General features: G+C 56.8%; 16 protein-coding genes and 1 pseudogene. 9 read left to right on the forward strand and 8 right to left on the reverse strand.

All coding sequences use genetic code 11. From position 1 onward, the window contains the following. Positions 1-159 precede the first annotated feature (159 nt). From P0119_15760 to P0119_15775, 4 genes are all read left to right on the forward strand, one after another. Positions 160-1668 (forward strand): Rne/Rng family ribonuclease, encoded by a 1509-nt coding sequence (locus P0119_15760; GenBank protein MDF0667511.1) that lies wholly within the window; start codon positions 160-162, stop codon positions 1666-1668. A 97-nt stretch (positions 1669-1765) separates the two neighbouring features. Continuing rightward, positions 1766-2884, forward strand: coding sequence for a DNA-processing protein DprA (dprA, locus tag P0119_15765; protein MDF0667512.1), 1119 nt, complete (start codon positions 1766-1768; stop codon positions 2882-2884). Positions 2885-3192: 308 nt separating this feature from the next. Further along, on the forward strand, positions 3193-5532 hold the full coding sequence (topA, locus tag P0119_15770; GenBank protein MDF0667513.1) for a type I DNA topoisomerase: 2340 nt from the start codon (positions 3193-3195) through the stop codon (positions 5530-5532). Positions 5533-5623: 91 nt separating this feature from the next. Then, positions 5624-6229 carry an acyloxyacyl hydrolase gene (locus tag P0119_15775; protein ID MDF0667514.1) on the forward strand — a complete coding sequence of 202 codons (606 nt, stop codon included), beginning with the start codon at positions 5624-5626 and terminating at the stop codon, positions 6227-6229. A gap of 227 nt (positions 6230-6456) precedes the next feature. Here P0119_15775 and P0119_15780 read toward each other — a convergent pair whose 3' ends face one another. The 4 genes from P0119_15780 to P0119_15795 all read right to left on the reverse strand — a co-directional run bounded on the left by P0119_15780 (position 6457) and on the right by P0119_15795 (position 9509). Next, entirely contained in the window at positions 6457-7023 is a 567-nt protein-coding gene (locus P0119_15780; protein MDF0667515.1) for a Slp family lipoprotein, read from the reverse strand. Between the two features lie 136 nt (positions 7024-7159). After that, a complete protein-coding gene (locus tag P0119_15785; protein MDF0667516.1) occupies positions 7160-7759 on the reverse strand; it encodes a Slp family lipoprotein in 600 nt (199 codons plus the stop codon). A 258-nt stretch (positions 7760-8017) separates the two neighbouring features. Next, complete coding sequence (locus tag P0119_15790; protein ID MDF0667517.1) at positions 8018-8593, reverse strand: Slp family lipoprotein; 576 nt, start codon at positions 8591-8593, stop codon at positions 8018-8020. 223 nt (positions 8594-8816) lie between these two features. Continuing rightward, positions 8817-9509 (reverse strand): hypothetical protein, encoded by a 693-nt coding sequence (locus tag P0119_15795; GenBank protein ID MDF0667518.1) that lies wholly within the window; start codon positions 9507-9509, stop codon positions 8817-8819. A 322-nt stretch (positions 9510-9831) separates the two neighbouring features. Between P0119_15795 and P0119_15800 the strand changes: the two genes are divergently transcribed. Continuing rightward, a complete protein-coding gene (locus tag P0119_15800) occupies positions 9832-11121 on the forward strand; it encodes an MFS transporter (GenBank protein MDF0667519.1) in 1290 nt (429 codons plus the stop codon). A gap of 1 nt (position 11122) precedes the next feature. Here P0119_15800 and P0119_15805 read toward each other — a convergent pair. Then, a pseudogene (locus P0119_15805) lies at positions 11123-11367 on the reverse strand (transposase). Positions 11368-11753: 386 nt separating this feature from the next. On the opposite strand from P0119_15805, the gene P0119_15810 reads away from it, so the two are divergent. Beyond that, positions 11754-13019, forward strand: a complete 1266-nt coding sequence (locus tag P0119_15810) for a hemolysin family protein (protein MDF0667520.1) — start codon at positions 11754-11756, stop codon at positions 13017-13019. Here P0119_15810 and ligA read toward each other — a convergent pair whose 3' ends face one another. Both ligA and P0119_15820 read right to left on the reverse strand, forming a co-directional pair. Then, positions 13020-15080 carry an NAD-dependent DNA ligase LigA gene (gene ligA, locus P0119_15815; GenBank protein MDF0667521.1) on the reverse strand — a complete coding sequence of 687 codons (2061 nt, stop codon included), beginning with the start codon at positions 15078-15080 and terminating at the stop codon, positions 13020-13022. It lies immediately after the preceding gene. 332 nt (positions 15081-15412) lie between these two features. After that, positions 15413-16708 carry a hypothetical protein gene (locus P0119_15820; GenBank protein MDF0667522.1) on the reverse strand — a complete coding sequence of 432 codons (1296 nt, stop codon included), beginning with the start codon at positions 16706-16708 and terminating at the stop codon, positions 15413-15415. A 190-nt stretch (positions 16709-16898) separates the two neighbouring features. Between P0119_15820 and P0119_15825 the strand changes: the two genes are divergently transcribed. Further along, positions 16899-17543, forward strand: a complete 645-nt coding sequence (locus P0119_15825; GenBank protein MDF0667523.1) for a LysM peptidoglycan-binding domain-containing protein — start codon at positions 16899-16901, stop codon at positions 17541-17543. 10 nt (positions 17544-17553) lie between these two features. Continuing rightward, positions 17554-19050 carry an anthranilate synthase component I gene (gene trpE, locus P0119_15830; GenBank protein ID MDF0667524.1) on the forward strand — a complete coding sequence of 499 codons (1497 nt, stop codon included), beginning with the start codon at positions 17554-17556 and terminating at the stop codon, positions 19048-19050. A gap of 164 nt (positions 19051-19214) precedes the next feature. Here the strand turns inward: trpE and P0119_15835 are convergent, their stop codons facing one another. Beyond that, positions 19215-20267, reverse strand: a complete 1053-nt coding sequence (locus tag P0119_15835; GenBank protein MDF0667525.1) for an isocitrate/isopropylmalate family dehydrogenase — start codon at positions 20265-20267, stop codon at positions 19215-19217. 475 nt (positions 20268-20742) lie between these two features. On the opposite strand from P0119_15835, the gene P0119_15840 reads away from it, so the two are divergent. Continuing rightward, positions 20743-21306, forward strand: coding sequence for an aminodeoxychorismate/anthranilate synthase component II (locus P0119_15840; GenBank protein MDF0667526.1), 564 nt, complete (start codon positions 20743-20745; stop codon positions 21304-21306). Positions 21307-21311: the final 5 nt, after the last annotated feature.

Consider the following 21311-nt stretch of genomic DNA (forward strand, 5'->3'; position numbering starts at 1 on the left):
CGATGGCCGAACAGGTGGAACGTTCGTGTTCCATCGTTCGGAGAAAAGAATACGGAAAGTCGGTGCGGCCGACGTGCGGAGTGCGTGTTGGACCTGGTCTTGGACCCGCGTCCATCCCTCTCAGCCGGCTCACCCGGCTTGTAGTTCAAAGGAGTCAATATGGGTAGTGAGATTGCGATAACCGTCGCGCGGGAGGAAACCCGTGTGGCCGTGCTTGACAGTGGAGTCGTCACCGATTTGTTCGGAGACCGCACGAAGCATAAGGATTTTGTCGGAAATATCTATAAGGGAAAGGTTGCCAAGGTGTTGCCGGGCATGCAAGCCGCGTTTGTGGACATCGGCTTGGAAAAAGCGGCGTTTATGCACGTTTCCGATCTGTTGGTGGATGCAGAGCCAGGCGATATGTTGGTTGAGGCTGAGGAAGACGAAAAAGATTCGGAGATGCTCCGGCCGAAGCGCCAGAGCGCGAAACCGATCGAACAGCTGCTGAGTGAGGGGCAGGAGTTGATGGTCCAGATTTCGAAGGGGCCGATCGGCACCAAGGGGTCGAGAGTGACGACGTATGTCTCACTTCCTGGGCGGTACCTGGTTTTTATGCCCAACGTTGACCATATCGGTGTGTCTCGGCGGATTCCGCGGGATGAAGAACGGGCTCGACTGAAGGAGATTATGCGCCGTGTTAGGCGCCCCGGCTTCGGCTATATCGTGCGGACGGTCAGTGAAGGCGTTAAGGAAGACGAGTTAAGATCCGATGTCGACTTTCTACACGTCCTCTGGCAAGACATTTTGACCAAGCGGGAACAAATGCCCGCCCCGGCATTACTGCATTCTGATTTGAGCCTGAGCTTCCGTGTCGTGAGGGACCTGTTCGGCAAAAAGGTAGATCGACTGTGGATCGATTCGCGAGAGGAATACGAAGCCATTCGGGACTTCGTGCAGCGATTTTCTCCTGAGCAGACCTCGCGGATTCATTTCTACGATAAGGATGAGCCCTTGTTCGATCATCTGGGGGTGGAACAGGAAATTGCACGCGCCTTGAGCCGGAAAGTCTGGCTTAAGTCGGGGGGCTATCTCGTGATCGATCATACTGAAGCGATGACTGTGATTGACGTCAATACGGGGCGGTTCGTGGGGAAACGGGATCAGGAAGAGACCATCTTACGCAACAACCTCGAGGCCGCCAAAGAGGTCGCCTATCAGCTGAAGTTGCGTGGAATCGGCGGCATCATCATTGTCGACTTCATCGACATGGAGCGGGAGAAGAATCGGGATAAGGTCTACCATGCGTTGGTGGAAGCCATGGCGTCGGATAAGGCGAGAACGAGGATATCCAGGATTTCGGATCTCGGCTTGATCGAGATCTCCCGCGAACGGGTGCGGGAGGACCTGTTACGTTCGCTGTCGGAACCATGTCGCTACTGCGACGGCCGTGGATATACGAAGTCTCCCACGACCGTGGTGTACGAAATTTTCCGCGAAATCCGACGGATTGAGCCGGCTGCCGATCAGCAACGGATTATTGTGGGAGCCCATCCGACGGTGGCAGAATTGTTGCAGGACGAGGAACGCCACGGAGTGGAAGTATTGGAGCGAGACTGTTCAGCGAAAATCATCGTCACACCGGACAATCAGTTGCATCTTGAGCAGTACGATCTGGTCGTGCTCTAGTGCCGCGACGGCCGCCGCTCTTTGTCGCGAGGATGTTCTACACGCCGGATTCCCCCTATTGTTGAAACCGATTCCCTCCCGAGGATTGAGAGCGATCATGGATGAATCATCCTTGACCTTTTGGCTCACGCTCCAAGCCGTTGATGGTGTCGGAGATCGCACTCTTCTGAAGTTGATTCACGCGTTTGGAACCCCCGACGCAGTGCTTGGTGCAACGATTGACGACTTGATCACTGGCGGTTGCAGTCCTGAATTGGCCGAATCCGTGCGGCGTGGGCCAGAGTCGAGTATCCGGCGACAGATCGATCGCCAGGTGAAGATGGTTGAACGCCTCGCGATCCAAACGGTCACCGTATTTGATCGATCCTATCCAGCTCGACTCAAAACCATTCCTGACCCGCCGCCGTTGTTGTATGTGAGCGGGAGCTTCTCGCCGAGCGATGAGGTTGCGGTGGCGATTGTGGGTGGACGACGGGCGACTTCCTCCGGAAGAGTCATTACGGAGGAGATTGCGAAGAACCTGGCTGGATGTGGAGTGACGATCGTGAGCGGTCTGGCTCGGGGAATCGATGCAGCGGCGCACCGTGGAGCGTTGATGGGTAAGGGGCGAACGATCGCGGTTCTCGGTTGCGGCATCGATCGGACCTACCCGTGGGAACATCACACGCTCCGGCGGAACATCGAATCGCGCGGTGCCGTTATCTCGGAGCTGCCGATCGGCGCTGCTCCCCAAAGTCATCACTTCCCGCGAAGGAATCGGATTATCAGCGGGCTTTCGTTGGGCGTGCTGGTCGGCGAAGCCGCGACCGACAGCGGCTCATTGATCACGGCAAAACTGGCGTTGGAACAAGGTCGAGAGGTATTTGCCGTACCCGGTTCCCTCAAGGAAGAAGCCTGTCGAGGATCGAATCGCCTGATCAAGGAAGGGGCGAAACTGATCGAAGGAGCTCAAGACATTCTCGATGAGATTCTTCCGCAGGTCGATGCTCGGCAACGTGCCACACTGCATCTTGACAGCACGTTGATAGAAGTGCGTGCACCGCTCGGGAAGGAGGAAACAGTGGTGTACGAAGCCCTGTCCTATGAAGCCCGATCCATTGATACGATAATCGGGCGCACTGGGCTGACTGCTGCGGCGGTGTCGGCGGTGTTGCTCTCATTGGAATTGAACGGACGGATTCGCCAACTGCCCGGGCAGCAATACATCCGTCTCTAGCAGGATGTTGAAAAAGCCCGCCAGCTTCGTTCTCGCATGGCTCAAGGCCTCAACGTACCACCGGGCAAGAGCTGCCAGGGGCAGCTCGGGGGTGGGTGGGTGATAACGACGGCCTTTTTGACCATCCTGCACATGTGAGGAATGAGAGGTGAGGAACATCGCCAGTAAGCCTTGTCGTCGGTGTCCTTTCCTATCGTCACCTACGTTTCCTAACCTCTCGCTGACGGTTGCCGACTGCCATTCTAGTTGCACGAATCTCTGATATTTGGTACGGATGATACCATTCTGGGGAGGTAGACGGAGTCGTTATGGGAAAATCGTTGATCATCGTTGAGTCGCCGACGAAGGCGAGGACCATCACCAAATATTTAGGACGTGGCTATACCGTGATGGCGTCGGTCGGCCACATCAAGGATCTGCCGACCAGCAAGTTGGGTGTCGATCTCGAGAACGATTTCGAACCGCAGTATGTCACCATCAAGGGCAAGTCGAAGGTGTTGGCCGAGATCAAGAAAAAGGCCGAGGAAGCTGACAAAGTTTTTCTGGCACCGGACCCGGATCGTGAAGGGGAAGCAATCGCCTGGCACATTGAGCAAGAACTGCTCGGCAAGTCGAAGAAGAAAAGGAAGGATGGGAAGATCTTTCGGGTGTTGTTCAATGAAATCACGGAATCAGCCATCAAGCGCGCCCTGCAATCGCCGGGCGAGATCGATATGAAGCTCGTGAATGCTCAGCAGGCTCGCCGCGTGCTGGATCGCATCGTGGGGTATCAAGGCAGTCAGTTGCTCTGGAACAAGGTCCGTCGAGGGCTCAGCATGGGGCGTGTGCAGTCGGTGGCCATGCGGCTGATTTGCGAGCGTGAAGCGGAGCGTGAAGCGTTCCGATCCGAAGAGTACTGGTCCATCACCGCACTGTTGGCGGGAACCAATCCACCGGCGTTTGAGGCCAAGCTCCACAGTATCAACGGTGAGGAGGCCTCGATTGAAAACGCTGAGCAAGCCGGCCGCATCGTCGGCGAGATTCAAGGGAAGACATTCGTCGTTCAATCGATCGAGCGTCGTGAGAAGAAACGCAATCCGGTCGCGCCGTTCATCACGAGCCGGTTGCAGCAGGAAGCCTCACGAAAGCTGCACTTCTCGCCGAAAAAAACGATGACGCTGGCCCAGCAGTTGTACGAAGGCATCGAAATCGGCGCCGAAGGGGCGACCGGTCTGATCACCTATATGAGGACCGACTCGCCTCGCATTTCCACCGAAGCCATGAACGACGCGCGCGAGCTGATTCAATCGCGATTCGGGGCGGACTATCTCCCGGGCACGCCGAATGTCTACAAGACCTCGAAGGCGGCGCAGGAAGCGCACGAGGCGATCAGGCCGACCTCAGCGGGACGCGACCCTGAATCGATCCGCCAGTACTTGGATCAAGACCAGTACAATCTCTACAAGCTGATTTGGAACCGATTCATTGCGTCGCAGATGGTGCCGGCGATTTTGGATGTGACACGGATCGATACGTCACCGCTCGGAACACCAGGTAGATATATCTTCCGCTCGACCGGAACGGTCGTGAAGTTCCCCGGTCATACGATTGTGTACATGGAGGGTGTCGATAAGGAGTTGCCGTCGCAGAAGCCCAAGGCTGATCAGGAGGCGGACGACGACGAGCGCCAACTGCCGGCTCTGTCCGAAGGAGAACAATTGCGGCTCGTTGAGCAGGAGGGGCAGACGGTGCCGGGTATGTTGTCAAAGCAACATTTCACCCAGCCGCCGCCACGCTATAACGAAGCGCTGTTGATCAAGGAGCTGGAGGAAAAAGGTATCGGGCGACCGTCGACCTATGCCGCCATTATTTCTACGATCCAGGATCGTAAGTACGTGGAAAAGACCGAGGGACGCTTGGTCCCGACGGAGACCGGGAAAACGGTGAACGATTTCCTGATGAAGGGATTCCCTGAACTCATCAACGTCGACTTCACCTCACAGCTCGAAGAACAACTGGATGAGGTGGAGGAGGGGAACAAACAGTGGGTTGCGGCGGTGCGCGATTTTTATATGCCGTTCACCAGAGAAATGGAACGGGCAAAGACGATTCCCGGTCCCAAAGACACGGTCGAACCTCCGACCAACATTCCTTGTGAGAAGTGCGGACGGATGATGGAGATCAAGTGGGGCCGTAACGGCAAGTTTCTCGCCTGTCCTGCGTACAAGGACGATCCCCCTTGCAAGAACACCCAAAACTTTGAAAAGCTTCCGGACGGTACCATCAAGATCGTGCCCAAGCAGGAACTCACCACCGATCAGGTCTGTGACAAGTGCGGAAGCCCAATGGTAGTGAAGACCGGACGGTTCGGCAAGTTCATCGCCTGTTCAGGCTATCCCCAGTGTAAGACGACCAAGCCGATGGCTCTCGGCGTCAAATGTCCTCAACCAGATTGCGGTGGTGATCTTGTGCAGAAGCGGACGCGCAAAGGCCGGTCGTTTTTTGCCTGCAGTAATTATCCCAAGTGTGAATTTGCCCTCTGGGATCGCCCGGTACCCAAAGCTTGCCCGACCTGCCAGGCCCCGTTTTTGATTGAGAAAATCAGCAAGCAAGACGGCCGAAGCGTCCAATGCCGCAATCAGGACTGCGGCTACCGCGAAGCAGGGTGATGATTCGAGATAGTTTCCTTCACCTCCCTTGCAGTCCATCAATGATCAAAGTCCTTGCTTCACGTGAATTACGATTAACCTGACAAGATTGATGTCCATCCATCATCTTCGCGCAGTGCTGGTGTTGTTGTGTGCAGGTCTGATCTGGCTGCCGCCAGTTTCTGCGGAAGAACCATCCTCTAGGACGGTTGGAAAACAGACTGTCGGCGTGGTGATCGGCGGAATGCTGCCGGTTCGAGTGATGGAGGGACAGACATCTACGTTGAATGGGGTTGCCGTGCATCCCTCCTGGCAAATTGAGTTGACTGATCCGATCGGCTCCAAATGGTGGAGTGGCTCGATTGCATTGGGGGCCGAGTTGGCTGTGTTAGGGATCACGCAACCGACCGGCGCCTACGGCATTGGCTTCACGCCGAAGGTAGGCTATACGTTTGCTTCGTTCGGCCGGGTGAAGCCCTATCTCGAAGCCGGTGGCGGCCCGATCTGGACGAATTTCGACGGCCGCATTCCCGAGCAGGGATCGAATTTCAATTTTCTGGCCTGGGGCGGTGGGGGCGTGACCTATGATTTGACGGAACGATGGGCGCTGAACGCTGGAGTCCGCTTCAGCCACATCTCCAACGCCGGTACCGCTAACCCAAACGCTGGGGTCAATTACCTGCTGCCGTTTGTCGGAGTGACCGCTAAGCTTTTCTGATGAAAAGTGATGGTTGGGCATGATCGAACAAGTCGGCAGACAAGACGGTCGGAGCGTTCAAGGCCTCAATCAGGATCGTGACTCCGGGAATGATATGGGGTCCAAGCTCTTCAATAGGCTTCTGACGAGCAGCTCAAGGGCATCGTTCGGGAGACGTTGCACTACTTTCCGTCCGCGCAGACCCACCGAAAAACGGGTATCGGGCCGCTTCCTCTTGTCGCTGGTACCTACCGTTGTCTCGGGGCGACGCCTGGTGCCTTCGGGACCGTACTGATGCCTCCGGGAGGAGCGGGCGCATAATTGGGATTGACGTGCTCCCAGACCCCGGCATGTTTCCCCTCCACCCCCCATCCTCGCACGTACAGCAGTGCCAGCACCGGCTCGGTCTGGAATCTCGTGGTCCCGGTCACTCGTCCAGCCACTGTCATCCGCCCCCATTCGCGATAGGTCTGAGGCAGTTTATTCTGCTCCACCATCACCCAGTAGCATCCCGCTTCGGGGCCGTTCCGATCTAAGGGAAGCTGGGGCGCGTAATCCTGGTCCAGCGGCCGATTCCTCAGGCGCAGCCAGACGTACTGTTCGTTCGCTTCTTCTTCGATCAGGGTCCCACCCAGTAGCAGCACCTTCCCGTCGTACTTCTCCGGATCGGCCATAAGATCCGTGAGCGTCGCGCCGCGTTCAGACATCCATATGTACTGACGCGGAACTTTGGAACAGCCTCCCGCCGCCAGCGTGAGGCTGACGGCTAGAAGAAAGCAGAAAGACCCCCGCTGGAGTCGGCCGCAAGTGGTCATCGGTTGTCGTCCTTGGTTTGATCGCACGAAACACCACGAAGGTCGGGATGCTTCTATCAGCGTTATCGCCGGTACGCTGGGGTACCACCCACGTCGGCGCACCGGGAAGCGGGTATCGGGTCGCTTCCCCTTATCGTCACGGGTACATACCCGGTCGCCCGTACCTGTAATTACCCGGAGCGGCGCCGGGCGCATTCGGGTACTTGGTCCCCCCGGGAGGCGTGGGCATATAATTGGGATCGGCGTGCTCCCAGACCCCGGCATGTTTCCCCTCCACCCCCCACCCCCGCACGTACAGCAGTGCCAGCACCGGCTCGGTCTGGAATCTCGTGGTCCCGGTCACTCGTCCAGCCACTGTCATCCGCCCCCACTCGCGATAGGTCTGAGGCAGTTTATTCTGCTCCACCATCACCCAGTAGCATCCCGCTTCGAGGCCACTCCGATCGGCGGGAAGCTGAGGCGCGTAATCCTGGTCCAGCGGCCGATTCCTCAGGCGCAGCCAGAGGTACCGTTCGCTCGCTTCTTCTTCGAGCAGGGTCCCACCCAGTAGCATCACCTTCCCGTCGTACTTCTCTGGATCGGCCATAAGATCCGTGAGCGTCGCGCCACGTTCAGACATCCATACGTACTGACGCGGAACTTTGGAACAGCCTCCCGCCGCCAGTGTGAGGCTGACGGCTAGAAAAAAGCAGAAAGACCTACGCTGGAGTCGGCCGCAAGTAGTCCAAGTAGTCATCGGTTGTTGCCCTTGGTTGGTTGCATGAAGCACCACGGTGACCGAGATGTGTCAATCATGGTTACTCCCGGTACAGTATCTGCTCGTTCGCTCTGTCTTCCAGCACGCAGGAAGCAATACCTGAATCCCCCATTCACTATGAGTGCATTGCGATAGTAAGATGGAATGCCTACTCCAGAATCCCGCACCAGGAGGGATACCACTCACGTCGGCACACCGGAAAGTGAGTATCGAGTCGCTTTCACCTATCGCCGGTACCTACCGAGGCTTCGGGGAGACGCCGGGTGCATTCGGGAACTCACTGATGCCTCCGGGAGCCGCGGGCCTATAATTGGGATCGACATGCTCCCAGACCCCAGCATCTTTGCCGTCCACCCCCCACCCTTGCACGTACAGCAGTGCCAGCACCGGCTCGGTCTGGAATCTCGTGGTCCCGGTCACTCGTCCGGCCACTGTCATCCGCCCCCACCCGCGATAGGTCTGAGGCAGCTTATTCTTCTCCACCATCACCCAGTAGCATCCCGCTTCGTCACCGCCTAGATCGGCGGGAAGGTGGGGCGCGTAATCTTGGTCCAGCGGCCGATTCCTCAGGCGCAGCCAGAGATACTGTTCGCTCGCTTCTTCTTCGATCAGGGTCCCACCCAGTAGTATCACCTTCCCGTCGTACTTTTGCGGATCAACCATAAGATCTGTGAGCGTCGCGCCACGTTCAGACATCCATATGTACTGACGCGGAACTTTGGAACAGCCTCCCGCCGCCAGCGTGAGGCTGACGGCTAGAAAAAAGCAGAAAGACCCACGCCGGAGTCGGCCGCAAGTAGTCCAAGTAGTCATCGGTTGTTGCCCTTGGTTGGTTGCATGAAGCACCACGGTGACCGAGATGTGTCAATCATGGTTACTCCCGGTACAGTATCTGCTCGTTCGCTCTGTCGTCCAGCACGCAGGAAGCAATACCTGAATCCCCCATTCACTATGAGTGCATTGCGATAGTAAGATGGAAGGCCTACTCCAGAATCCCGCACCCCGAGGGATACCACCCTTGAGAACGTGCCGTCCCTTATCTGGTCTGCATCGGAGCATTCACCACCCGCTGGCTCAGGTGAGGGTACTGGTTCTGGATGACAGCCAATGTTGTCTCGCGCGCGTCCTGCACCTGGTAAGTGTACGACGTCCCCATGGCTACGCGTCCGGGGAGATCCAGAACCAGGCGCCCGATATAGACCGTGGTCTCAGGCGCAACCGAAAAGTTCACGCCCACGTCGCCCCCCATAGCCGACAACCCTTCATGGTGAAATGTTTTGAATAGATAGGTGCCAACCGGTAGGCGCGCGACGAAGATCCGCTCCTCTCCCGGTTTTGCATCTAATTCATACCGAGCTAGGTAGGGGTGCCTGCCTTTCGGATCAGTGGCCTGCACTCTCAGAATCTCAAATTGATACGTGAACCCAGCCGCTTTACGACCGAAAAGTTGGTTAAACCAGGAGTCGGGCGCATCCTGCTCCGCTTGCACAAGAACGGATCCGATCACGACCCCCCCGTCCGGCCCAGCCGGTACAATGGGGCCTCCGGCCATATCGAGCGAAGGTGTGCTACAGCCCACTAGGACGGCGATCATGGTGAGGCAGAGTGCTTGAACGAAATAGGTGGGCTGTCGCAACATCAGGCCGCTTTTCCAGGACATCCCGATGGTCCGTCGAGGATGGATGGTCATCGGGCGCACAGACTGCCACCGATCCTGAGGAAGAGTCAAGGTCTCCTCCAATAAGATTTTCTTAGGGTTAGGATTGGAGGGCATTGTTCCGTGCCTAAATCAGGCATGCATGAAGGAGAAGAATCTGTTCATTTTTCACCCAACAAGCGACGGATTCCTAGATCGATGTTGATGAAAGGACACCCACCTTTTTTAGGTTTGGCACCGATAGCAGGCCTGCTCTGCTATTGCAACGCCCAATGTGACCGTCTCGCAGGACAAAAATCCTTTTTGAACCGACTATTTGTCCGAGCTCAACTAGGGTCATTCCGAGCCTTCCCTTCTCATCGAAATGCTTTAATGTCTTCAGTAAGGCTATGCGATGAGCGAACACTTATCCAGGAGCAAGGAAGTGGAAGGTGGCGGTGAACAGGATAGACGGGGTTGGTATCTGATCCGCACCCGGAACTTTGGGTTGCTCTGGTGGGGTCAAATGACCTCTCAAATTGGAGAAGGTCTCAATAAAGTCGCTTTACTCTGGTTCGTGTATACCCTCACCGGGTCGGCCCTCAAAATGACGATCGTCGGATTGCTCCAAACCGTTCCGCCTTTGCTGTTCGGTCCAGTGATCGGAGTTTTTCTTGATCGCCTGCCGAAGAAGATCGTGATGGTCTGGGTAGACTTGATTCGCACCGTCATGACCTTTCTCATCCCGGCTTTATTCGCTCTCGACCTCCTCTCTCTAGAAGGCTTGTATGTCTTGATCTTCTTGACATCGATCGTCTCGACCATCTTTGGACCGGCCTTGGTGTCGGCTGTCCCGCGCTTGGTCCGTCCGTCTGAATTGGTGACGGCGAATGCCTTGATCCAAGGCACGAATAACATTGGGTTGTTGCTGGGGCCGGCAATCAGTGGCGTGCTCATCGCGATGATAGGCGCGGAGAATGTCTTGTATGTAAATTCGGCCACCTTCTTCATATCGGCCCTTTGTCTCATCCCTATGCGGTTTCATGAAACGCTCAAGATTGCCGAAGAGGCCTGTAGCATATCCGCCTCCGTACTCGACGACCTAAAAGTAGGATTTCGATTTGTCTTCGGCACGCAATCTACGGTTTTTCTTCTGGTCATAATCTCGGCTTTGTACAACCTGGGTGCGAGCGCCTTTGTTTTTATTCTGCCGGTGTATGCGAAAGAGTTTCTCCAGGTCGGTCCCGTTCAGCTGGGTTGGCTCTGGTCCGGCCTCGGGGTCGGTATGCTGGCTGTGTCCACCTGGCTCGCCTGGCGATATCACGGAGATCTGCATAGCCGCTTGCGTCTCATCGTCCGTGGGATGACGGTGGGGGGCCTGGCGGTCTGCAGTCTTAGTCTGCTCGAAACACCGCTGGTCGCTGCTGCGGTGGTCATTGTTGTCGGAGGCAGCACGGCGGTCATGAATCCCGTTGTGTGGACCCTGCTGCAGGAGGCCACCCCAGCACACCTCATGGGACGTGTGCTCACGACGTTCAGCACGGGATCGATGGCCGCTGCTATGGCCGGCATGACCGGATTTGGGTGGATTGCCGACGCCGTCGGCCCGGCGCAAAGCCTTATCGGACTTGGTCTGGTTCTGTTGCTCACGGCAGCCGTGGCGCTCCGGTTTATGCGTCAAGCAGTCACTTGCTTCTCCGCTTAAGTCAGGATGTCTCATACGGTGGGGCATCTTTTGATTGTGAATTGAGACAACTTTCGTGCGTGGCGGGTAACGCGGCCGACGTTTGGCTGTGCGTTCTGCCGATCCCGAGCAACGTCTGAAACGCAGCCATCGGTGTCTTCCGGCGGTTCTGCCGGAATGCGAACTCGGCCAGGTAGAGCTGCAGATGGTGCCTGCCGACCTTAGGTATGTCCCGATGAGCCATGGTTGCAGATTTCGGATGGCCCGATCTGACAAGGGTACGTCCGCGGAGTGCCACGCCGCAGGGCGCTTCTGGTTGAATCTTGACTGAACCGGAAGCTCAGGTGGCTTCGGCTCGTCTTGATCGTACGTTAAGTCTACAATCGTTTGTTGTTCAGGACGATGGCTAAACACTGAAGGGTCGGCGTCTTGGATCAGTTGGAACTGGTTGATTTTTAAACAACATTTCTTGGATGACTTGCTTGCGTGTGATCTCTGTGATAAACCTATCAGTTGTGAAGTCTATTCTAAGCGGTCAGGCTTTCCTAATCTTACGATCCGCTGAAGGGTGGGCCGAGTGGTCTCTGCTGCGAGACGCTCGACTTTTCATCAGGCCAGCCATACTGGTTCAACGTCCCTAATATACGATTGCGATGGACATCCTCATCCTTTTAGGATTGATAGGGTTATCCGCTATTATTTCAACGGCCGAGATCGGTTTCTTCTCGGTCAACGAAACTCGCCTGAAAGCCTTAGCGCAGAACGGCAGCAAACGGGCAGCCAAAGCCCTTCAATTGAGGAGCGACCCCCAAAAGCTCCTCTCGACCATTCTGGTAGGTGACCGCCTCGTCAGCACTGCGACACCTATGTTGGCCACCTTCATCACATTGAATGCCTACGGGGGCAAGAGTGTATTCGAAGAAGCGATCGCGGTCATGGTCGGTATCTTGACCTTTGTTCTCTTAGTGTCAGTGGATGTCATCCCAAAGACTCTAGCGGCAAAGTTCTCCGTACCCGTCACGCTGAACATGGCCTACCCTATCTATTGGGTCCAGGTCATGTTGAGGCCTCTGCTTTTTCTGATCGTCCCCCTGATCTACAGTTTGACGGGGGGAAAGGGGTTGACGCTTCCCTTGGTGACTGAGGAAGAGCTGAAAATCATGCTGGACCAAGGGGGAAAAGCCGGGGAAATAGAATCGGAAGAAGTCAAAATGATCAAGAACGTGTTTCAACTGAAGGATATTACGGCGGAAGATGCGATGACGCCGCGCATCTATGTGTTTTCTCTCGATGGGAACCTTCGACTCAGTGAAGCACAAGAGCTGCTCTATAATTCCAAGTATTCCAGAATCCCGCTCTTTGACGGCATGCTCGATAACATCACGGGGATTCTCTACAAGGCGAAGGCGCTGACTGAGTTGGCCAAAGGGAAAACCGATTTGCGCCTTCGGGATATCGCCCATCCTCCGCTCTTCGTCCCGGCAGGGAAAACGGCGGACGACTTAATGAAGCAGTTCCAGCAGGAAAAGCGGCATATGGGAGTCGTCGTCAACGAATTCGGTGGCGTCATGGGGTTGGTGACGCTCGAAGATCTCCTCGAGGAAGTCGTGGGTGAGATCGTCGATGAAACGGATATCACGGAAGAACTCATCAAACGCATCGGAAAGAACCAAATCCTGGTCCATGGACGGACGGAAGTTCGAAAGGTGAACGACTTCTTGAAAGTCGAGCTTGGCGATGAAGCCCTGACAATCGGAGGGCTGATCCAGGAAAATCTTGGTCGCATTCCTCGGGCAGGAGAAGAACTCCGCATCGAGAATTGCCGTCTGGTGGTCCATGAGGCGGACCCGCGATCGATACGAAGCGTACAAATTTTCAAAGTCGAAAAAGTGCCTGTCCCGGTCGAAGCCTCGGTGTGACTAACTCTCCCTCTGTTGCTCTATCAAGTCCAGGAAGGCCTTCTCGTCAAGGACCGTCACCCCTAATTCTGCAGCCAGATCGAGTTTAGAGCCAGGGTCTGTGCCGGCTACGACGTAGCTTGTCTTCTTGCTGACGCTGGAGGACACAGTGGCGCCCAACCGTTCGACCAACGCCTTGGCCTCATCCCTCGTCAGCCGCATCAATCCACCGGTGAACACGAAGCTCTTACCCGAGAAAAGCAACGCTGCCCGATTCTGAGATGAGGGCGTGTCGATGATCGACAGGCCCAGGGCGTGCAGTTGGTCGATGACCCGTCGGTTCGAGTTTTCTTGGAAGTAGGAGACCAAACTTTCGGAGATTTCGGGACCGATCTCTCGGATTTCTTGAAAACGGTCACGGTCAGCCGACATGATGGCATCAAGAGAGCCGAACTCTTTCGCGAGCACTTTTGCGACGTGTCGCCCTACTTGCCGGATTCCCAGGCCCATCAAAAATCGGTCGAGCGAGACGTTTTTGCTCCGAGTGATGGCGTCAAGGAGAAGGGTCGACGATCGTTCCGCAAAACCCTCGAGCTCAAGAAGTTGTTCAGGCCTCAGCCGATACAGGTCGGAGAGATTCTTCACAAGGCCGTGGTCGACCAATTGAGCAACCGTTTTCTTACCCAGTCCGTCGATATTGAGCGCGGCCTTGGACGCGAAGTGTTCAATGGCGCCTTTCAGTTGGGCTGGACAGGCGGCTTGGCCTGTGCAGTAGAAGTAGGCACCCTCTCTTGCCACGGCAGAACCGCATATCGGACAGTGAGACGGCATATGGAAAGGGTCTGACCTGACTTCATTCGAGACGGGGATACGCTCAGCGATCGCTGGAATGACATCCCCTGCGCGCTCGACTCGCACCCTGTCGCCTATGCGGATGTCCTTTCTAGCCACCTCATCGGCATTGTGTAGGGTTGCTCGGCTGATGGTAACCCCGCCCACCTCCACCGGCTTCAGTAGGGCGAGAGGAGTCAAGGTTCCGGTCCGGCCGACGGAGATGGCAATGTCATGTACCTCCGTGATTTCCTTCCGAGGAGCAAACTTGAACGCGATGGCCCAACGAGGGCTTCTGGATTTCATTCCAAGTCGCGCCTGCCAATCCGCACGATCGACTTTCACCACGACCCCATCAATTTCATAGGGGAGATTCTCGCGATGCTCTGCCGTTTCCCGGTGAAATGCCAGGACCTGGTCGATGGTCTCGCATCGTCGGCGAAGGGTAGGGACCGGAAGTCCACAGGCAGCCAACATTTCCAATTCGGCCCAGTGCGACAGGGGATGGCTTCCGGTCATCGCCATCACTTCATAGCAAGTGACGACAAGGGGCCGAGAGGCGGTAATTTGCGAATCGAGTTGTCGAAGAGAGCCGGCGGCGGCGTTGCGTGGGTTTGCAAAGGCGTCGTCCCCCCGTTCGGTCATTCGGCGGTTGAGCGCATGAAAGTCGGAGAGACGCATGTACACTTCGCCACGCACGGCTAGATGATCCGGGTACGTGCCGGCCTGCAACTGTAGAGGTAGCGATCGAATTGTGCGAAGATTAATGGTGATATCCTCGCCGACATTGCCATCCCCACGGGTTGAACCACGAACAAACGTCCCGTGGTCGTAGACTATTTCAACCGACAGACCGTCGAATTTTGGCTCGACCGTGTACTCGACTTGATCCGTGCTCAGCTCCCGTTTCATCCGCTGGTCGAAGGCCAGAACCTCCTCAGAATTCACCAAGGAATCAAGGCTCAACATGGGCCGTTCGTGTTGTACCTTGCCGAGTTCGTCCAGAGGAGGGGCACCGACGCGCTGTGTCGGGGAATCGGGGGTGACCAGCTCCGGGTAAGCCAGTTCGAGGGCGACCAAATCTTGGAACAACCGATCGTACTCCCCATCGGAGATCTGAGGGTGGTCCTTGACGTAGTAGAGATAATCGTGATGCCTGATCTGGTCCTTCAGTTGAGCGAGCCGCTCTTGCTCCGAGCGAGTGGCTCTGGAAGAGGACGGAGCGTCGTCATAGAGTGAATCCTTTCGCATCGCTGTTCTTAACGAGATGAAGCCTCGACGATCATCCTATAGGCTGCAATGAGGGATAACATTTGGCATGAACGAGGAAAGCGGCCGGAGCTGTGCCGACCCTAGCATAGCGATCCTGAAACGGTCAAACCCGACCAGTCTGGTCCGCTCCTATCAAGCCATTTAAAAATCTTACCTACCGGGGGATCGTTGGGTCATTTGTGAATCTTACCGAGCGGCTCATCGCTCCTTGCACACAGGAGCATCTTTGGGGCGGTCCGTCTGGGAAATCGACCGCTGTATGTGGCCCAGGATCAACGATCGCCCTGGCGTCCATGCCGGAGTAGCCTCACTTATGAGCGTCCTGTGCCGCGTAGGGTCTGGTTCTGGCGCGGGACATTGGGGTTGAAGGTCCAGCCACGCCACGGCGTACTCGCCCGAGGCTGCGGCGGCCGGGGCGCTGGCTCGCGCGGCGTGCGACTGGCCCGTGTGGCGAGTGCCCAGAGCTGTTCCAGGCGCTGATCAATGCGCTGGGAGAGGATGAAGGGATCCGTGGTCTCCAGCACGCGCTGCAGGGCCGCGACCTTCGCCGGATCTGCCGCTGGACACACTCGTACCCGCTCGAACGGCGTCTGTGGGGCATCATAGCGGCGAATCCGTCGCGAGCCCACGCGCTCCTTGCGCACGAGTTTCATGGAGGGCTGAAAGAGGTTCTGAAAGAGCCGCAAGTCCGCATACAGGGCGTTCAGCGCCGCCAAGGCTTCCCGACTCTCGTACCGCTCCCAGCCGACCAACTTACGCACATGCGTCCAGTTCTTCTGCTCCACATGCGCGTTGTCATCCTTCTTGTAGGGCCGCGAGCGGGTAAACTGGACCTGCCGACCGGTGGGCCGCTTCTGACACCAGGCCAGCAGATGGTCGTTGATAAACTCGCTCCCGTTGTCGGAATCCACGCCCCGCAGAGAGAACGGGAGCTGTGACTCGATGATGGTCAGGGCCTGCACCACCCCGTGCCGACTCTTGCCCCGCACCGCCTGCCGCTCCACCCACGTGGTGTGAATATCGACCCCGTCCAGCGTGTGCAGAAACTCCCCGGCGGCCGAGGCGCCGGAATGCGAGACCAGATCGATCTCCAGATAGCCCGGCTTGCTGACGTCCCAGTGCTCCGTTTTGATGGGAATCAGGTGCTTCAACAAGGACCCTGGCCGCGTCGTCCCATACAGCCGCCGCTTGATTCGGCGCTTCCGTTCCCCTAGCCGTCGGTCGATCTGCCGGGCACTGATTCGCCGAAGCTGGGCTTCCAGCGCCGGGGGGACTGTGGTTCGCCGTTTCAACCAGGGCAGCCAGTGCGGAATCGCGGCCTGCAACCGTTGGCCACAGAGATACCCGGCGGCTTGCCAGATCTCAGCAAGCAGGCGGATCACTGGCTCGCCATAGGTCGGTCGCCGTCGGCCCGCCCGGCGCACCGGCGGCTGGGGCGGCCGCTGCTGGCGCAACACCCCGATCGCATATTTGCGATGATACCCACACACGCGCGTCACTTCGTCGAGCAACGCCGAGCGCTCCGAGCGACTGGCTCGTTGATACCGCTGCCACATGATTCGCAGATACTCGCCCTTCGCCCGTCGCGCCATCGGCTCTGCCTCCATCGGCCCCCTCCTCTGGGCCCGCACCATGCGGCCCCGGAGGGTAAGATTGACAAATGACGCAACGATCGGTGGCCCGGTAAGATTTTAGATGACTCAATACGCCGCTTTGACTTTCGCTTCCGTGGCCACTATTCTAAGAATCTCTTCGGCAGGTCTGAAGTCAGCAGAAAGCCTGGGCAAAGGAGGATGTATGCAGAAGGGAGAGCAGCAGGGCTGTGAGCGTGTGCGGAGGATTCCTTTAGTGGGAGTACTGCTCTGTACTGGTTTGCTGGTCAGTGGGTGTGTCGTGTTAGAGGAAAAGTACAACGCAGAAAAAGCCAGAAGTCTGAATTTTCAACGCCTGCTCGCTCAGGAAGAAAAGCGGACGGCTGAGCTCGACAGCGAAATCAGGCATACCAAGGCTGAACTGGCTGAATATGAGGCGAGGAATCGTGAGCTGTCTACTCAGGTGCAAATGACACGAGAGCAGATGGCACGGCTCCAAGAAGAGACCGAAGCGATCCGGGAAGCGACCCTGCTGGAACGAAAAGCCTTGGAGGATATGCAGCGGAAAGGCCATTCTCCTTCAGCCAAACCGAAAAAAGCTGAACCGCCGAAAGCTGCTTCCGGCGGTCGTGGGGGAGCCATTCTGCCGGACAAGGGGATGGTGGCTGTGACCGAGCCGCCTCCTCCGTCTAAGGTAGCAGCGGGAACTGTGCATGTGGTGAAGCCTGGGGAAACCCTGTTCAGCATCAGCAAGCGGTATGGAATTGAGGTCGATAAGCTGAAGAAGCTGAATAATCTGCCGGATGACATCGTCGAGATCGGACAGAAGCTCCAGGTAGGAGCAGAGTAAGCGGAACGACATGCGAACCGCGACCTATTCACTCACGCTGGATGAGTTTCGCTCGTACGCAAAGCAGGGCAATCTCATTCCGTTATTCCGTGAAGTCTTGGCGGACCATGATACTCCGGTCTCAGCCTTTGACAAGATCGACCACGGTCCTTCGGCCTATCTGTTGGAAAGTATTCAAGGGGGAGAAAAGTGGGCCAGATACTCATTTCTTGGGAGTGGGTCTCCGCTCGTCATCTACGAAGATCGTGGCGATCTTTGCCTGAAGAAGGGCTCGGAGTGCCGTCGGATCCCTAGTCGAGGAGCGCCACTGGACCGTCTCCATGAAATCATGGAGACCTATCGCACCGTGACCGTTCCGGATTTGCCTCGCTTCGTGGGTGGAGCCGTCGGTTACCTCGGCTATGACATCGTCAAGACATTTGAGGATCTTCCTTCTCGCGGAAAGGACCGCCTCGATCCACCGGAGTTTGCCTTTCTCCTGACGGAGACGCTGCTCATTTTCGATAACGTCTCGCAGAAAATCAAAGTCGTGGCTAATGCGCACGTGAAGTCAACATCGGACAGGGACGTTCGCGCCGCCTATCGTGAAGCGACAGACAGGATTGAAGAGATGATTGCGAGAATCCGGCGGCCTCTGAGGCGTGTCAGGCCGAAGCGTCGCCGCGCTCCAATTCGGTTTACCGCAAACATGAGCAGGGCGGATTTTGAGAAAATGGTGTCTCGCGCCAAGGAATACATCAGTGCCGGGGATATCTTTCAGTGCGTCCTGTCGCAGCGATGGGAAACGAATCTCCAGGCTTCCCCGTTTCAACTCTATAGGGCCTTGCGACTCGTGAATCCGTCGCCGTACATGTATTACCTCAGGCTGGCTGGTGTTGAACTTGTGGGCTCGTCTCCCGAAATTCTTGTGCGTTGTGAGGACGGGCTTGTCTCGGTACGCCCCATTGCCGGCACCAGACGGCGTGGCGCGACGTTGGATGAGGACTCGGAGTTAGAACGCCGTCTCCTTGCCGATGCCAAGGAACGGGCTGAACATATCATGTTGGTGGACCTCGGACGCAACGATGTTGGCCGTGTGGCTGAACAGGGGTCCGTCCAGGTCGAGTCATTGATGAATGTCGAGCGATACTCGCACGTCATGCATATGGTCTCGAATGTCACAGGCAAGCTGCGTGCGAACCGGACGGTATATGATGTGCTGAAGGCCTGCTTCCCCGCCGGTACCGTGTCCGGTGCCCCTAAGATCAGAGCGATGGAAATCATCGAGGAACTTGAGCCGACCAGGCGCGGACCCTACGCCGGCGCCGTCGGCTATGTCGGGTTTTCAGGGAATATGGATATGTGCATCAATATCCGCACGGTCGTTGTCTCTCGGCATCGGGCCTTCATCCAGGCCGGCGCTGGCATCGTCGCCGACTCGAACCCAGAACATGAGTACGAAGAAACCTGCAATAAGGCCCGCGCCATGATGAAGGCGATCGAACTGGCGGAACAGGGGTTGGAATAGAGGCCAAACCAACAATCCGCTGAACACCGTCAAATGGTACAAGCGCTCTTTTCAGACCTCTCAACCTTTTTTGGTGCGCTGTGCTTTTCAATCAGCCGGGTGGGGTAACCCTAATCCACCGAAAGGTGCTGAGCCTCACTTCTTTTGACCCTTCTTATCGAACCCTACTCCAGCTTCTTCCTGACACGGCGAATCACTTCGTCTGTAAATTCCGTGGTTGTCGCCCGTCCCTGTAGATCGACTGTCCGTATGCCGTCCGAGACCACCTCGAAGACTGAGTTTTCAACGGCACGTGCAACGACGGCTTCCGGTTTGCCCATATAGGAAAGCGCTGAGGCGCCAGCCAGAATCATAGCCATGGGGTTGGCGAGGTTCTTGCCGAACAGCATGGGCGCCGTACCGTGCGGGGCTTCCGACATGACGACACGGACACGCCAGTCCTGGTCTAGGCTGAGAAGAAGCGATTCCGATCCGGCGATGGAACCGAACAGTTGCAAGACCAGGTCGCTTAGGCAGTCGCCATCCCGATTCAGAGCGGGGATGACGAGCGCCTCACCGGAATGAGCCAGCAGCAGTGCATACGTTGCATCAATCAATTGAGGCTCGTAACGGATGTTGGGGTGACGGCGGGCTGCGGCGTCCATCTCCTCCTTCAGCAGGCCTTCGTAAATCGGGCTGACGGTGTATTTGGGACCGCCGAAGACTTTGGCAATGAGCTTCTCAGCGTGATGGAATGCATATTCAGCGACCGCACGGCAGTGCCACCGCGTTATCCGTTCCGTCCGATAGGCTACTTCCTGGAGCCCTTCTCCTTCGCGCCATTCCTTTGCCCCATATGCCCCACCGACGGCCATACGAATCACCGCAATCGGTCCGTGGATGCCACCGACGGGAGTGATTCCCGGAATGCGTCGCCCGGTGCGGACAATGACGCTCCCGTTGATTCGCTCACGCACGATCGTGTTCGGGCTGCCGACGTCTCCTGTCGTTTCGGGAGTGATCGTGGCGGCTTTCAATCCATAACCAGCCGCCGCCATGGCAGCAGCGGCCTCTTCGACGACCCGGTTGTGGGTCGCGCGTCGATTGCCGAGGCTCAAATCGAAATGCTGGAAGCTGACTCTGAGGCCGATAACGTCAGGATCAAGGACCCGGAGCGCCTGAGCCAGGAGTTCTTCTCCGGTCTGGTCCCCGTGGAGCACGACGATGGAGTTGGGCATCACAACCTCGCTGGGAGATCACCTTCCTTACCCGGTGAAACATTTTGGGAGCGACGATCGCCCTCAGTTGAGGGACCTCTGCGCGTATTCCCGGACTTCGACAAAATAAATACCATAGCCAACATTGCGGTGCCAGAGCCAATCGTGAAGAAGCTTCTAGCTTCCAAGGGGATAGCTCGGTGCTGTGGTTTTTGAACGAGTCTTGAGACCTGCCGTTCCCGCAGGCTGACATTGCCGCGTTGGCTCCGTGTAAGGCCGGATTAGGTGGGTTAATGGTGATGGGACGTCCCGGGCAGGAGATCAACACAGGATCGGAGCCTCCAGCGTGAGAGATGCGCTCAGCAGGGGGAAGGCTGGTGTCCTCGACAGGGAAGGCACCTGTGCCCGCTCTAGGAAGTCTGCTGTGTCATAGGACTGGAGCGGGACACAGCGTTTCTGTTATCGTGCTAGCGCTACAGGGTAGGTTCAGCCAATTATGCTCCTCGTCATCGATAACTACGACTCCTTCACCTACAACCTTGTTCAGTATCTCGGAGAATTAGGGGAGGATGTGCAAGTCTACCGAAACGACAAGATTACGCTCGCCCAGATCGAGGAATTGCGTCCGAGCCGTCTCGTGATTTCGCCGGGACCCTGCACGCCGAAAGAAGCCGGTATTTCAGTCGAGGCAGTTCGACGGTTCGGAGGGAAGATTCCCATTCTCGGCGTCTGTTTGGGGCATCAGTCGATGGCCGTCGCCTACGGAGGAGAAGTCATCCGTGCCCCCCGCTTGATGCATGGAAAGACGTCACAGATCAAGCACGACGGCAAGACGATCTTTCAATCGTTACCCAATCCATTTGAAGCGACACGCTATCATTCTCTCATCGTGAATCGGGTCAATCTTCCCGATTGTTGCGTGATTTCCGCCGAGACCGCCGAGGGTGAAATCATGGGGCTCCGCCATAAAACACTTGGCGTGGAAGGGGTTCAATTCCACCCCGAATCGATTCTGACGACTGTCGGAAAAGATCTGCTCCGCAACTTCCTAAAACTCTAACCTGT

It is taken from the genome of Nitrospira sp. (genome assembly GCA_029194665.1).
Lineage (GTDB): Bacteria > Nitrospirota > Nitrospiria > Nitrospirales > Nitrospiraceae > Nitrospira_D.